We start from the raw sequence: 14,171 nt of genomic DNA, 5'->3' as shown, positions 1-14,171 counted from the left end.
TATGCGTCGAGTAGTTGTCACCGGTTTGGGGATTGTCTCCTCCATCGGGAACAATGCCCAAGAGGTTCTGGCCTCACTCAAAGCTGGCAAGTCCGGCATTGAGGCCAATGACCAGATGGTCGAACACGGTTTTCGCAGCCAGATTGCCGGCTCGCTGAAGATCAACGTGACAGAGCATGTGGACAAGCGCACCTTGCGTTTCATGGGGCCCGGCGCGGCTTATGCCCATATCGCGATGAGCCAGGCGATCGCAGATTCCGGTCTGACCGAAGATCAGGTGGTGAACCCGCGCACAGGTCTGGTGGCAGGCTCGGGTGGCCCCTCGACCAGCGCCATGCTGACAGCGCATCAGACCGTGCTGAAAAACGGCGCGACCAAGCGGATCGGGCCGTTCGCGGTGCCGAAATGCATGTGCTCGACGATTTCGGCCAACCTTGCAACGGCGTTCAAGATCAAGGGCATCAACTACTCAATTACCTCGGCCTGCTCGACCTCGCTGCATTGCATCGGCAACGCGGCGGAACAGATCATGCTGGGCAAGCAGGATGTGATGTTTGCAGGCGGCGGTGAAGAACTGGACTGGACGCTGTCCTGCCTGTTCGACGCGATGGGCGCGATGTCGTCGAAATACAACGACACGCCGGACAAAGCCTCGCGCGCCTTTGATCAGAATCGCGACGGGTTCGTGATTTCCGGTGGCGGCGGCATCGTCGTGCTGGAAGACCTTGATCACGCATTGGCGCGCGGTGCCAAGATCTATGCCGAAGTTACCGGCTATGCCGCAACCTCGGACGGGCATGACATGGTGGCCCCTTCGGGTGAAGGCGGCGAACGCGCGATGCGTCTGGCCCTGTCCACCCTGCCCGAAGGCCGCAAGGTTGGATACATCAACGCCCACGGGACCTCGACCCCGGTCGGCGATGTGGGCGAGGTTGAAGCCGTGCGCCGCATCTTTGGCGAAGGCAACGTGCCGCCGATTTCGTCGACCAAGTCGATGACCGGCCACGCGCAAGGCGCTGCGGGCGCATTGGAGGCGATCTTCTGCCTGCTGATGCTGGACAATGATTTCATTACACCGTCGATCAATGTCGAAACGCTCGCCGAAGGCATCCAGCCCGGTGAAATTGCAACGCAAGTCGTTGAAAATGCGGGACTCGACTCGGTGATGACCAACAGCTTCGGCTTTGGCGGCACCAACGGATCCATGGTTCTTTCAAAGTATAACGGGTGAATGTGATGTCGGATCTTCTTAAAGGCAAACGCGGCCTTATCATGGGCGTGGCCAATGACCGCTCGATCGCGTGGGGCATCGCCAAGGCCATGCACGAAGCGGGCGCCGAACTGGCTTTCACCTATCAGGGCGAAGCATTCGGAAAGCGGCTGGAGCCCTTGGCGCAAAGCCTCGGCAGCGACTTCATGGTCGACGCGGATGTGACCGACGACGAATCGCTGGATCGCGCCTTTGACGAACTAGCCCAGCGTTGGCCGACGATTGATTTCGTGGTCCACGCAATCGCCTATTCGGACAAGTCGGAACTGACCGGCCGGTTCCTGAACACAACGCGGGCGAACTTTAAACATTCGATGGATGTATCGGCCTACTCCTTTATCGAGGTCGCCCGCCGCGCCTATCCCATGATGAAGGACAATGGTGGCACTTTGCTGACGCTGACCTATCAGGGCTCGAATCGCGTGGTTCCGAACTACAACGTGATGGGTGTCGCCAAAGCGGCGCTGGAATCGGCTACACGCTATCTGGCCAATGATCTAGGCCCCGAAGGCATTCGCGTGAACGCCATCTCGCCCGGTCCGATGAAAACACTGGCCGGTGCGGCCATCGGTGGCGCACGCAAGACCTACAAGTTCTGCGACCAGAATGCGCCCATGCGCTCGAACGCGACGCTGGAGGCCGTGGGCGGCACTGCTGTGTACTTGGCATCAGAAGCCGGAGCCTGCACCTCGGGCGAGATTATCAAGGTAGATGGCGGGTTCCACGTACTGGGCATGCCGCAGCCAGACTTTATGTGACCCGAGTTTTCCCTGCCGGTGCCAAGATTTGACCATCTTTCACCGGCAAAACAGGCGGCATGAGCAAAGCTGATCATATTGTTGCAAGCAACGCGCGCTCCTCTAGGTCCCGTCGTAAATCGGGTTTTCTAGGGGTACGCGGGCGGATTGCATTGCTGGGCCTGACAACATTGTTAATGTTGTTTGTGTTTTTCACGCAGCCGCAGGTTCGTGCTGAGTTCGAATCCTGGACCAGCCTGATTACAGGCTGATCCTCTCTGCTACGATAGGTCAGTTGACCGAAATAACCTCGACGTCGAAAATCAGATCCTGACCAGCCAATGGATGATTTGCATCCAGCGTCACTGTTGCGTCGTCAGCCTCGACCACCGTGACTGGCAGCACCTGACCTTCAGGCGTCTGCATCTGCAGTTGTGATCCTGGTGTCAGGGGAATGTCATCCGGGATACCTTCGCGGGGGATACTTTGCCGCATTTCTGGATTTATCGGTCCATAGGCATCAACGCAGGCAATCTCGACTCGCTTCTTTTCGCCAACCGTCAGACCCGGCATCGCACTGTCCAGACCCGGGATGATCTGGCCCGAGCCTACCACGAACTCCAACGGGTCGCGCCCGTCCGAACTGTCAAAGACGTTTCCGTCCAACAGCGTACCGGTGTAGTGAATGCGAACAGTGTCGCCCTGTTTGATTGCGGTCATTCTGGCCTCCGGCCGTTAAAGAGTTGAACGGCCAACCCTAGGGGCTGACACGTCATTGTAAGCCCTTCCCCCTTTCAAGCGACCACCTGTTGTGCAAACCTTCGCCGGATGGATGGAGGGGACACGATGCCGATCACAACATGCGTTTTCGACGCCTATGGCACGCTTTTTGATGTCGCGGCTGCGGCACGACAGGCCGCGGCAGAACCGGGCTTTGAATCATTGCAGGAAAAGTGGCCCGATCTGGCGAATTACTGGCGGCTGAAACAGTTGCAATACACATGGCTGCGCGCCGTTGCCGACGCTCATGCTGATTTCTGGGACGTGACCCAAGATGGGTTGGACTGGGCGCTGGAGGCCACTGGTCTGGACGGCAACGCGACCTTGCGACAGCGCTTGCTGGACCTGTATTGGGAATTGCAGGCTTACCCCGAGGTTCCCGCCATGCTAGCCGCTCTGAAAGCCGGCGGCCTTCAGACTGCAATACTGTCGAACGGCTCCCCTCCGATGCTGGACGGAGCGGTCCAATCGGCCGGCATCGGCGATGTACTAGACGATGTTCTGTCGGTCGAAAGTGTCGGCGTCTTCAAACCGCATTCCAAAGTCTATGATCTGGTTCAACAACGCTTTGGATGCGCGCGGGACGAGGTTCTGTTTGTCAGTTCAAACGGGTGGGACGCCGCGGGGGCCAGCGGGTACGGCTTCGTGACCACTTGGGTCAACCGGGCACAGGAGCCGATGGATCGCTTGCCATGGAAGCCTGCGCATGTACTGTCCGACCTGACGACCATTCCCCAAATCGCAGGACTGTAATGCCCTTTTTCACGACCACTGACGGCAAGAAACTATATTTCGAGGACACCGGGTCCGGCGCGCCTGTTTTCTGTCTTGCAGGGCTGACCCGTAACACGCAGGATTTTTCGTTTCTGGCGCCACATATGGCCGATCATCGAATGATCGCGATGGATTACCGGGGGCGTGGACAATCGGATTATGACCCCGACCATGGAAACTACAACGTCTTGCGCGAAGCGCATGACGCCATTGAGTTGCTGGATCACCTTGGCCTTGAGCGGGTATCAGTGATCGGAACGTCACGCGGGGGTCTAATCGCCATGGCACTGGCTGCCAGCCACCCGGAGCGTCTGGCCGCAGTTGTGCTTAACGATATTGGCCCTGTCATCGATACATCGGGTATCGCCAAGATCATGGACTATGTCGGCAAACAACCCGTATCAAAGACCTATGACGATGCGGCGCGTGCCCTGCAGCACATGATGGAGGCGCATTTCCCCGGTGTCCCCCTGCAAAGGTGGCGACAAATGGCTGAGTTCCAGAACGAGGAAACCCCGCAAGGTTTGAAACTGCGCTATGACCCAAGCCTGCGCACCGCTCTTCTGGATCAGGCAGCGGCAGGCGCGATACCGGACATGTGGCTGTTTTTTGAAGCTCTGCGAAACATCCCGACCGGTGTTATTCGCGGCGAAAACTCGGACGTGCTAAGCGAGCAGACCCTGGCCGAGATGCATGATCGACATCCGGGGCTGGTCTCTGTCTCGGTTCCAGACCGGGGCCATGCGCCTTTTCTGGATGAACCTGAGTCGCTTGATCTGATCCGAAAAACACTGGACGCCCTATGAGCACATTGCAAATGATCGAAGCCGCCTCTGAGCGGCTGAAAGGACATGTGCGGGAAACGCCGCTGCTGTCTTCTCCGTTCATTGATGAACTTGCCGGCCGTCGGGTTCTGGTTAAACCCGAGTGCCTGCAGCACACGGGCAGTTTCAAGTTTCGAGGGGCTTGGTCGGCCATCTCCGCATTGGGTGAAGCCGAGCGCCAGAGCGGTGTGATCGCCTATTCGTCGGGTAACCACGCACAGGGGGTAGCGTATGCCGCCGCACAACACGGCATATCCTCCGTCATCATCATGCCCTCGGACGCGCCTCAGCTGAAAATCAACAACACCCGCGCTTTGGGCGGAGAAGTGGTGTTGTACGATCGCGCTAGTGAAAGCCGTGAAGAGATCGGCGAAGCCCTTGCAGCCGAGCGTGGCTTGACGCTGATCCGACCCTATGACGAACCACAGGTTATAGCGGGTCAGGGCACGACGGGATTGGAGATCGCCCGGCAAGCCACTGCCCTCGGCGTCACCCAAGCCGACGTTCTTGTCTGCTGCGGCGGAGGCGGGCTGACGTCTGGAATCGCGCTGGCATTGGAGGGTCACGCTCCGGGGCTTCGCCCCCGCCCGTGTGAGCCCGAAGGATTTGACGATGTGAAACGCTCATTGGCGACCGGGCAGATTCAGGCGAACAAGTCGACATCCGGCAATCTTTGCGACGCGATCCTGACACCGCAGCCCGGCGACCTCACCTTTCCCATCCTGAACCGCTTGTGCGGTCCGGGCCTTTCGGTCACGGAAGAGGAAGCCCTTCGCGCCATGGCCCAAGCGTTTTTGCGATTGAAAATAGTGTTGGAGCCAGGCGGCGCTGTGTCGTTGGCGGCCGCTTTGTACCGTGGCGCCGAAATTGAAGGCGACACTGTTATCGTAGTGGCATCTGGCGGCAACGCTGACCCGGAAGTCTTTGGAAAAGCGCTGGAATTCCTGACCTGACAACACAGGACCGATAAGGCAGGGTGCTGGCTTAACGTATGACGAACGGGGATTATGTCATGCAAATTGCAGATTTCGGGGACATAAAGCTCCATTACCGTGAGGATGGCGATCCAAGCGGGGCACCGGTAGTGTTCGCCAATTCGCTGGGCACGGATATGCGGCTTTGGGACGCCGTATTGCCTCTTCTGCCGGCCGGGCTTCGTCTGATCCGGTATGACAAACGGGGGCACGGGCTGTCTTCTGCACCACCCGCTCCGTATTCTATGGGGGCGCTGGTTCGAGATGCAGAATCCCTGCTGGATCACCTCGAAATCCGGGATTGTGTGTTCGTGGGCCTTTCGATTGGCGGGCTGATCGCACAAGGGTTGGCCGTCAAACGGTTGGACTTGATCCGGGGGTTGGTCTTGTCGAATACCGCGGCCAAAATCGGCACCCCAGCGATGTGGAACCAGCGTATGGACGTCATTCGTGAGGGTGGGATCGAAGCGCTGGCAGACGCCACAATGGAACGCTGGTTCTCAAAAGCCTTTCGGGCGACGCCAGATCACCTGTTATGGCGCAACATGATGGCGCGACAACCCGAGGACGGATTCTTGGGATGTTGCGCGGCGATTTCAGGCACGGATTTCTATACGCCAACCAGCGGCTTAAGATTGCCTACACTGGGCATTGCCGGCAGCGAGGATGGCTCAACTCCGCCTGATCTGGTACGGGAAACCATTGATCTTGTCCCCGGCTCTCGTTTTGAACTGATGCGCCGAGCCGGGCATCTGCCCTGTGTCGAGCAACCCCAGGAATACGCAGCGATTCTAAGCCGTTTCCTGGCGGATATCGGGCATATCTGAAGGAGAACAGCATTGGCAGATTTCCTTCTGGTCCATGGGTCATGCCACGGTGCGTGGTGCTGGCGCGATCTGATCCCCGAACTTGCCGCCTTGGGGCATACGGCACGCGCAATCGACATGCCTAGCCACGGTGCTGATCCGACACCGGTTTCCGAGGTCACATTGCAGGGATGCCGCGACGCGGTACTCAAGGCGTGTTCGCCGCAGACGATTGTCGTCGGGCATTCATGGGGCGGCTACCCGATCAGCGCCGCGGCCGAGGCCCAACCGACGAGGATGCGCGCCTTGGTGTATTTGTGCGCCTACCTTCCCAAAGACGGGATGTCGATGATCGAGATGCGCCGACAGTCCCCTCGTCAGACCATCGGAGATGCGGTGGATAAATCGGCAGATGGTCTATCCTACACGGTCAAGCCCGAGCGGGTTCAGGATCTGTTTTATTACGACTGCCCGGCTGAAACCGTACCCTATGCGCTTTCGCGGCTATGTCCTCAGGCCATTGCGCCGCAAGATACGCCCCTGCCGCTCAGCGATGCATTCGCGCGCGTATCCAAGGCTTATATCCAAGCCACCGACGACCGCACGATCCCGCCCGAGTATCAAAAGCAGATGAGTTTCGGCGTTCCCGAAGCCATGCGGCATAGCATCGACAGCTCTCACTCTCCGTTCTTTTCCCATCCGGGTCAGCTGGCCGAAATATTGGACAGTATCGCAATTGACTTGCCCAACGAGGGCGGGGCGTAAGCCACTTTTCAGCGATAAACTCTGTGGCTAGAGTGCCGGAGTATTCACTCAGCGGTCTCCATGCGTCTTCCCTTTCTCTTTGTCCTGCTCACAGTCATGATCGACGCAATGGGCATTGGGCTGGTTCTGCCGATCATGCCCGAACTCATCGTCGAAGTTCAGGGCGGTACGCTGGCCGGTGCAGCAGTTTGGGGAGGTGTTCTCAGCACTGCATTTGCAGCAATGCAATTCGTCTTCGGCCCCATCCTAGGCAATCTTTCAGACGCCTATGGGCGCAGAGCAGTTCTGCTGGTGTCGCTGTTCGTTATGTCGTTGGACTATGTGGTGATGGCATTGGCGGGCAGTATATGGCTGCTATTGGTTGGGCGGATTGTCGGTGGTGTCACAGCGGCCACCCACGCCACTGCAGCAGCCTTTATGGCAGATGTTTCCAAACCCGCAGAAAAGGCGGCCAATTTCGGTCTGCTCGGCGCAGCTTTCGGCGTCGGGTTCGTTTTGGGCCCCGTGATCGGCGGCCTGCTGAGCGAATACGGGACCCGTGCCCCCTTCTGGGCGGCCGCTGCATTGTCATTGGTGACCTTTGCAATTGGTCTTTTCGTAATGCCCGAAACCGTGACCGACAAAACGCGCAGAGCTTTCAATCTGCGCCGCGCAAACCCAATCAATTCCCTCCGCGCCATTGCGGGATTGCCCGGCATTCGCCCGATGCTGTGGGTATATTTCCTCTATTCGATCTCAATTTACGTATACCCTGCCATCTGGGCTTATTTCACCACCGAACGGTTTGGGTGGTCCCCCCAGATGATCGGCTTGTCCCTTGGTGTTTATGGAATTGGCATGGCTGCCGTTCAAGGCGGGTTGATCCGGCCAGCTACCCGGTATCTGGGCGAAAGAGGAACGATCATCTACGGCATGGTCATCGAGATTATCAGCTTCGCTATTCTGGCGTTTCTGACAAGTGGTCCGATCGCATTGCTGCTGATCCCTCTCACCGCGCTGGGTGCGGTTGTGACCCCCGCCTTGCAAGCGATGATGTCCAAGGCTACGCCGGACAGCCAGCAAGGCGAGTTGCAGGGCGTCCTTACCTCACTGCATGCCCTATCGATGGTGATTTCCCCCTTGCTGATGACCAGCGTCTTTGCGCAGTTTGCCAGACCAGATACGGGACTTTATCTGCCGGGTGCCCCTTTCCTGCTGGCCATGGTCTTGATGGTCCTCGGCTTTGCAGCCTTTCTGAAAGCAAAACCCAAAAAAGTGTAACAGCGACACCGCTGTGACGGATTCCACCTTGCAGCCTGCAATCCGGCGCGCCACCGTGGCCCAAAGGAAATGAGGGAAGAGATGCAAACAATCAAAGCCGCCGTCTGCCGGGCCTTCGGCGACCCCTTGGTCATCGAGGACATCCAAATCGCGCCACCTCAAACGGGCGAGGTCGAAGTCACTCTGGACGCGGTCGCGATCTGCCACTCGGATATATCCTACGCAAGCGGTGCCTGGGGTGGGTTCCTGCCTGCCGTTTACGGGCACGAGGCCGCGGGCGTCATTACTGCGGTTGGTCCGGCAGTTGGGGACTTTGCCATCGGCGACCCGGTTGTCGTCACCCTCATCCGCGCCTGCGGATCCTGCCCGTCTTGTGCAGGCGGTAACCCAACGATTTGCGAAACGCCATATGACACCGTTAAAGGGCCGCTGCGCACGGCCGACGGTGGACCGCTGGAACAGGCCATGGCCTGCGGTGCCTTTGCCGAAAAAGTTGTGGTCAGCCACCGTCAGATTGTGAAAATCCCGGCAGACATGCCCAAGGATGTAGCCAGCCTATTGTCCTGCGGTGTGATCACCGGCGTGGGGGCCGCGGTGAACGCCGCCGGTCTGCGTCCAGGGCAGGACGTGGTCGTGATCGGCGCTGGCGGCGTGGGGCTAAACGCCATTCAGGGCGCACGTATCGCCGGAGCGCGGCGCATTGTGGCCGTCGATATGACCGAAGATAAGTTGGACATCGCTGCAGAGTTCGGTGCGACGCATGGTGTTTTGGCGACGTCGAAGTCACCATGGAAGGACGCCTACAAAGCCTTGGGCGGGCGTGGGGCCGACGCTGTGCTGATCACGGTAGGCGCCATCCCGGCCTATGATCAGGCACCCCGATATCTTGGGCCCGGTGGGAAGGCTGTCATGATCGGGATGCCTCATTCTGGTGATCAGTCAAGCTATGAACCCGTTATCCTTGCAGCGCTAGGGCAAGGCCTGATCGGATCGAAAATGGGCGACGTGGTCATACAGCGCGATATTCCCTGGATGATTGACTTGTATGAACAGGGGCGGCTGAAGCTGGACGAGCTGATCTCGGGCCGGTGGTCGTTGTCGCAGATCAACGAGGCGATCGCAGACACCAAAACCGGCTCGGCCAAGCGAAACGTGATCATGTTCGACAAAGCCTAAGGCAAACGACCGGAGGAGACGCCATGAAGCTGCAGGACCTCGACATCATTGTGACCGCTCCGCCGGCACCCGGTTGGGGCGGGCGCTATTGGATATTGGTCAAAGTCACGACCGACACGGGTATAACCGGTTGGGGCGAATGCTATGCTTCATCTGTAGGCCCTGATGCTATGCGCCACGTCATTCGGGACGTCTTTGAGCGTCACATGCAGGGCGAAAACCCCGAAAACATCGAGCTTATGTTCCGCCGCGCCTATTCCAGCGGCTTTACACAACGACCCGATCTGACAGTCATGGGCGCGTTTTCGGGGCTTGAGATCGCGTGCTGGGACATTCTGGGCAAAGATCGCGACCGTCCCGTCTACGCTCTGCTGGGTGGGCTGGTGAATGATCGGATCCGCGCCTATACCTATCTGTACCCCCTACCCCAGCATAATCTTAACGACTTTTGGACTGCACCTGATCAGGCAGCTGAATGCGCTGCTGAAATGGTCCGGCGCGGCTTTACAGCGGTCAAGTTCGACCCTGCCGGGCCTTATACAATACGCGGCGGGCATATGCCTGCAATGTCCGATATCTCGATGTCTGTCGCCTTCTGCAAGGCCATCCGTGAGGCCGTGGGCGACAAGGCAGATCTGCTGTTCGGCACCCACGGCCAATTCAACACCGCCGGTGCGATCCGCTTGGGTCAGGCGCTAGAACCATATTCGCCACTCTGGTTCGAAGAACCCACACCCCCCGACATGATCGAGGACATGGCCCGTGTTGCCCGCAATGTCCGAATTCCTGTTGCAACAGGCGAACGGATGACCACGAAGGCCGAGTTCGGAGCCGTCCTGCGCGCTGGCGCAGCCGAGATTCTTCAACCTGCACTGGGCCGCGCCGGTGGCATCTGGGAAATGAAGAAAGTCGCTGCCATGGCCGAGGTCTTTAACGTACAAATGGCTCCGCACTTATACGCGGGACCGGTGGAATGGGCCGCGAATATTCATCTGGCGGCTTCGATCCCAAATCTGCTTTTGCTGGAAACGATCGAGACCCCATTTCACGACGCCCTGATCAAAAGCACGTTGCGCGTTGAAAACGGCTTTGTAACGGCACCTACGGCTGCAGGGTTGGGCATCGATGTCGACGAAGACCTGGCGCGGGCGCATCCTTTCATGGGTGACGGATTACACCTTCAGATGCAGGAAGAGCCCTGCAATTACGTCGACGGCAATGCGTTTCAGGGCGGTGCCCCTGCAACCGAGGGGTGACAAACTGCTGCGGTTTGGGGCATATTACCTTGACCCCCTATCACAAGCAGGCCCCTACGTGACACTTAAGGAAAAAGACGCTCAGGATCAGGACAGCGCCCTTTCAGATATGCAAGAGAGCGCCGCGCACGCCGCTGCGTTCCTGAAAATTCTTGCCCATGAAGGCCGCCTGATGATCCTTTGCCATTTGGGTGAAGGTGAGAAATCAGTGGGTGAGCTTGAGAACCTGCTGAATATCCGACAAGCCGCCGTCAGCCAGATGCTGGCGCGATTGCGCGGCGAGGGGCTGGTGTCGACCCGGCGCGAGGGGAAAACGATCTACTATTCGTTGCAGGACGGAAACACGGCCCAAATGATTGGTTTGCTTTACGACCTGTTCTGTAAACCGCAAGACTAGTTTGACACATACCCTGCAATCACCTGCATCAGCTTAAAGGCCGTGGCGGCATCGTTTTCGACAACGGCCAAAAACTCTTCTTCCCCGATCCGCAGGCAGGACAGGTTCGTCTCGGCCAGCATGCTCAGTGCGCGCGGCTCTTTGCGGATCAGGCCCAGCTCACCGACTAGCGCTCCTGCACCAACTTTTGTGATCAACTGATCCGGTCCGTCAGGTTGTGGCAGATACAGACCCGCCTCGCCTTCCAACACCACATAGGCCCCATCTGTGGGTTGGTCGTCCTTGAGGAACACAACCTCGCCAGGCTTGGCGTCAAACCAGCGGGCACCAAAGGCCAAAAGGCGCAGCTGACGACGGTCAAGACCCGAAAACAGCGGCGTCTGCTCAAGCGCGCGCAGCTTGCGCGCCAAGTCGGCCGAGGCTGCACTGTCTTCTTCCACGTCCGCAGGTCCTTCATCTGAAACCACCCGACCCTGCCGGATTTCGACATACATGTCGAATACATCCGGATTGTCATACTGATCGTTCAGATAAATGACGGTCGTCTCAGGCAGCAAAGAGCGTATATTCTTATAGACCGCCACCTGCGTGGCCATGTCATAGCTGGCCAGCGCATTATCCAAAATCAGGATATCCGGTTTCTTGATCGTCGCGCGCGTGAACGAGAGCGGCTCGGCAAAAACCGCCGGCAGATTCTGACCACCCAGCGCCACCGGAACGTCATAGATCAATTCGACCACCTGTGGCCGTGCCCCGTTGCGGTCAAGAACATCCACGATCAGTTTGCGCACCTCGTCCGAGCGCGCACCCCCAATCTGGCTGACCTTGCCGAACAGCGCATTCTCCATCACCGTCAGGCCGGGCGCAAATTCTTCGGCATTCAGTGGCACAAACACGTCGTGCAAAGTCTCAAGCAGTTTATGCGAATGACTGTGGCGCAGTTCAAGAATGCGGTTCTTCAGTTCATCTGAAAATGCCGGGCCGATTTGCTCGGCCGAAATCACAACGGGAACGGCAAGCAGGTTAGCGAGCTGTTCGTCATTCAGACCCGAGACCCCCTCATCCCGCGTCTGCTCCAGCAATTCTATCGCGCTTTCATAAGTCTGTGCTTCAAGGCCCAGCTTTCGAAACAGCGGATGGTCTGTGCCGTCCAGACCAAAGATCTGCCGCAGCATATCCACCACATCGCGCGTCAGGTTGACCAGTGTCTCGTCCAGGCCCAGTTCTCGCAGCTCTCCCAAAAAGACAGGTTGGCGGGCCAGCAAGTCCTGCGTCACAGGCACACGCGGGGTCGCGAACAGCAGGTTTTCGGCAACGGGTAAGGCAGGATTGTAGCAGCACCAGTCGAAGATCAGGGCCTGCTGTTCAAGCCCGGCATCTCGCACCGCCTGCTGTACGAGGGGTCGCAATTCAATAAGCTTCCGGGCCAGATCCTGGTGTTCGCCCGGTTCAAAGACCTGTTCTGCCCCACGTTGAAAAAGCGCCGCGCCCGAGCCCATGCCGTCGATCAGATGCAGCCACCAGTCGCGCAGAGATTCGGCGTTTTCAACACCAGCCCGCGAAGGGTCAAGCCATTCGGCTCTGTAGGGATCGTCACTATTCCCTGCCCGCCGGGTCTCTGCAAAGTCATGATCTTCGACCCCGCCTGTCACCGGCTTGAACCGCATCGGCATCATAACGTTGTCGCCCAACGAGCCTTGAAACATCACCGGGCGCGAAGACGCATATCCAACTCGTGCAGCAACGACGCCTTGGTGCAGGTCGGCCATGTTTTCCGCCCCGATTTCAACCCGACCGGACGAAGGCATGATCTCGCGCGTCAGCAATTCTGCCAGGGCGCGCCGATCTTCTTCGCTGGGGGCTGCGACGCCGATGGTTTTTCCACCGGGAAAGGTCAGGTTTAGGTCATCAAGAACCTGATTGCCGTCCATATCCCGGACCGAGACGTGATCCAGTGTTATATCGCCGTTCAGGCGCGGCGTGCTGTCTGGTTCGCCTTCGAACAGTTTTTCGTCAACCATTCCCGCGGGTGCAAACCGTTCAACCACTACATCCCAGCGCAATGACATGTCCTGAGTCTGATTGTAGTAGGTCAGCAGCTCTTTCCACGGAGAGCTCAGGTCCTTGTAGGCCGCCAGCGCCGCGACAAGCGCACCCAGCGAGACTGAGCCCTGTAGAACCAGCAAACCGCCAACCAGATAAAACAAGAACGGCGTCAGTTGCGAAATGAAGTTGTTGATGAACTTCATAAAGAACTTTTTCTGGTAAATTTCGAAACGGATGCTGAACAGCCGCCCCAGCTGGTCCGAGATCATCGCACGACGGTACCGCCACCCCCCATTCGTGCGCAGCGTCGACGCGCCCGCCGCGTTTTCCCCAATCTGAGCGGCCAGAATACGGACTTCTTGAATCCGGCTTTTGTTCAGCAGGTTGATCTGACGTTGCAGCTTGGGGATCAACCAGGCCTGCACTGGGATTAAGGCAACTGCGGCAAGGCCGAACCAGACACTTTGCAGAAACAGGAAAGACAGGATGGTGATCATCTGCCCGGCCTGCAGCACGGGTTGGCTGATCGCGTCCCCCATCAACCCACCCATCGGCTCGCTTTCGGCAGTGATCATCGAGACCATCTCACCCTGGCTGACGCGCTCGAAATAAGGTTGGGGAAAGCGCAGCGCGCGACTGATTAGTTGATACCGGAAACGACGCAGCATCCGCTCGCTCAGAACGCCTTTCATCGTGTTGATCCGCATTTTCATCAGGCCGTGGGCCAGAACCGCAGCCAGAAACGCGAAACACAGGATGATCAGGAAGGTGGTCTGCGGCAACTGATAGCCCATCACGTTCACCACCGAGCTTCCGGCCCCGATCGCATCGTTGATGATCCGTTTTGGCAATTCCAGCGTCAGGTAAAGCAGCGGAAACAGCGTCGCAGTCACGGCCAGCAAGATCAACTGATCGCGTTTGGAGTATTTCCAAATAAAGCGGAAAATCGTGCGTTCTATGGAACCTGCCCCTGTTGCGGATCACTGACCCGATCTTGGCGACATTGTCGCAAATCCAATGGTTTGAATTTACCGCAATCGTGGCCAGCGACGCAAACAGTTTCCAATTTGATCAGATTTTCGCCGAATGTGAACAAGTTCATTTGC

13 protein-coding genes are annotated in these 14,171 nt (G+C 58.1%); 11 read left to right on the top strand and 2 right to left on the bottom strand.

Going from position 1 to position 14,171, the window contains the following annotated elements; all coding sequences use genetic code 11:
- Position 1: 1 nt before the first annotated feature.
- Both fabB and AC2FNR_RS07795 read left to right on the top strand, forming a co-directional pair.
- Positions 2-1,231, top strand: coding sequence for a beta-ketoacyl-ACP synthase I (gene fabB, locus AC2FNR_RS07800; protein ID WP_480866291.1), 1,230 nt, complete (start codon positions 2-4; stop codon positions 1,229-1,231).
- 5 nt (positions 1,232-1,236) lie between these two features.
- Positions 1,237-2,028 (top strand): enoyl-ACP reductase FabI, encoded by a 792-nt coding sequence (locus AC2FNR_RS07795; RefSeq protein ID WP_480494153.1) that lies wholly within the window; start codon positions 1,237-1,239, stop codon positions 2,026-2,028.
- A gap of 270 nt (positions 2,029-2,298) precedes the next feature.
- Here the strand turns inward: AC2FNR_RS07795 and AC2FNR_RS07790 are convergent, their stop codons facing one another.
- Positions 2,299-2,727: an FKBP-type peptidyl-prolyl cis-trans isomerase gene (locus AC2FNR_RS07790; RefSeq protein WP_170354841.1), complete on the bottom strand. Its 429-nt coding sequence runs from the start codon at positions 2,725-2,727 to the stop codon at positions 2,299-2,301.
- A 126-nt stretch (positions 2,728-2,853) separates the two neighbouring features.
- On the opposite strand from AC2FNR_RS07790, the gene AC2FNR_RS07785 reads away from it, so the two are divergent.
- From AC2FNR_RS07785 to AC2FNR_RS07745, 9 genes are all read left to right on the top strand, one after another.
- Entirely contained in the window at positions 2,854-3,540 is a 687-nt protein-coding gene (locus tag AC2FNR_RS07785; protein WP_170354840.1) for a haloacid dehalogenase type II, read from the top strand.
- The gene (locus AC2FNR_RS07780) at positions 3,540-4,367 is read left to right on the top strand and encodes an alpha/beta fold hydrolase (RefSeq protein WP_496848606.1); all 828 of its coding nucleotides are present in this window, start codon (positions 3,540-3,542) and stop codon (positions 4,365-4,367) included. Before AC2FNR_RS07785 ends, AC2FNR_RS07780 begins: the two co-directional genes overlap by 1 nt.
- Positions 4,364-5,338, top strand: a complete 975-nt coding sequence (locus AC2FNR_RS07775) for a threonine ammonia-lyase (RefSeq protein WP_496848605.1) — start codon at positions 4,364-4,366, stop codon at positions 5,336-5,338. Before AC2FNR_RS07780 ends, AC2FNR_RS07775 begins: the two co-directional genes overlap by 4 nt.
- Before the next feature lie 59 nt (positions 5,339-5,397).
- Positions 5,398-6,186 carry a 3-oxoadipate enol-lactonase gene (gene pcaD, locus AC2FNR_RS07770; RefSeq protein WP_496848603.1) on the top strand — a complete coding sequence of 263 codons (789 nt, stop codon included), beginning with the start codon at positions 5,398-5,400 and terminating at the stop codon, positions 6,184-6,186.
- A 12-nt stretch (positions 6,187-6,198) separates the two neighbouring features.
- Positions 6,199-6,930 carry an alpha/beta fold hydrolase gene (locus AC2FNR_RS07765; protein ID WP_496848602.1) on the top strand — a complete coding sequence of 244 codons (732 nt, stop codon included), beginning with the start codon at positions 6,199-6,201 and terminating at the stop codon, positions 6,928-6,930.
- Between the two features lie 60 nt (positions 6,931-6,990).
- Positions 6,991-8,190 (top strand): TCR/Tet family MFS transporter, encoded by a 1,200-nt coding sequence (locus AC2FNR_RS07760; RefSeq protein ID WP_496848601.1) that lies wholly within the window; start codon positions 6,991-6,993, stop codon positions 8,188-8,190.
- An 81-nt stretch (positions 8,191-8,271) separates the two neighbouring features.
- On the top strand, positions 8,272-9,366 hold the full coding sequence (locus AC2FNR_RS07755; protein ID WP_496848600.1) for a Zn-dependent alcohol dehydrogenase: 1,095 nt from the start codon (positions 8,272-8,274) through the stop codon (positions 9,364-9,366).
- Positions 9,367-9,389: 23 nt separating this feature from the next.
- Positions 9,390-10,622: a mandelate racemase/muconate lactonizing enzyme family protein gene (locus AC2FNR_RS07750; protein WP_496848598.1), complete on the top strand. Its 1,233-nt coding sequence runs from the start codon at positions 9,390-9,392 to the stop codon at positions 10,620-10,622.
- 109 nt (positions 10,623-10,731) lie between these two features.
- Positions 10,732-11,019: an ArsR/SmtB family transcription factor gene (locus tag AC2FNR_RS07745; protein WP_170355056.1), complete on the top strand. Its 288-nt coding sequence runs from the start codon at positions 10,732-10,734 to the stop codon at positions 11,017-11,019.
- On the opposite strand, the gene AC2FNR_RS07740 is transcribed toward AC2FNR_RS07745, so the two are convergent.
- Positions 11,016-14,012, bottom strand: coding sequence for a cyclic nucleotide-binding domain-containing protein (locus AC2FNR_RS07740; protein WP_170753941.1), 2,997 nt, complete (start codon positions 14,010-14,012; stop codon positions 11,016-11,018). The two genes, AC2FNR_RS07745 and AC2FNR_RS07740, sit on opposite strands and share 4 nt — an antisense overlap.
- Between the last annotated feature and the right edge of the window lie 159 nt (positions 14,013-14,171).

The sequence above is a fragment of the Ruegeria sp. SATB045 genome (assembly GCF_059613525.1).
Note: the sequence above shows the minus strand (reverse complement) of the source record. Positions and strands in the feature narration are given on the sequence as shown.

Coding starts and splice junctions, on each gene's coding strand:
- fabB (WP_480866291.1), top strand. CDS start 2: ATGCGTCGAGTAGTTGTCACCGGTTTGGGGATTGTCTCCTCCATCGGG.
- AC2FNR_RS07795 (WP_480494153.1), top strand. CDS start 1,237: ATGTCGGATCTTCTTAAAGGCAAACGCGGCCTTATCATGGGCGTGGCC.
- AC2FNR_RS07790 (WP_170354841.1), bottom strand. CDS start 2,727: ATGACCGCAATCAAACAGGGCGACACTGTTCGCATTCACTACACCGGT.
- AC2FNR_RS07785 (WP_170354840.1), top strand. CDS start 2,854: ATGCCGATCACAACATGCGTTTTCGACGCCTATGGCACGCTTTTTGAT.
- AC2FNR_RS07780 (WP_496848606.1), top strand. CDS start 3,540: ATGCCCTTTTTCACGACCACTGACGGCAAGAAACTATATTTCGAGGAC.
- AC2FNR_RS07775 (WP_496848605.1), top strand. CDS start 4,364: ATGAGCACATTGCAAATGATCGAAGCCGCCTCTGAGCGGCTGAAAGGA.
- pcaD (WP_496848603.1), top strand. CDS start 5,398: ATGCAAATTGCAGATTTCGGGGACATAAAGCTCCATTACCGTGAGGAT.
- AC2FNR_RS07760 (WP_496848601.1), top strand. CDS start 6,991: ATGCGTCTTCCCTTTCTCTTTGTCCTGCTCACAGTCATGATCGACGCA.
- AC2FNR_RS07755 (WP_496848600.1), top strand. CDS start 8,272: ATGCAAACAATCAAAGCCGCCGTCTGCCGGGCCTTCGGCGACCCCTTG.
- AC2FNR_RS07750 (WP_496848598.1), top strand. CDS start 9,390: ATGAAGCTGCAGGACCTCGACATCATTGTGACCGCTCCGCCGGCACCC.
- AC2FNR_RS07745 (WP_170355056.1), top strand. CDS start 10,732: ATGCAAGAGAGCGCCGCGCACGCCGCTGCGTTCCTGAAAATTCTTGCC.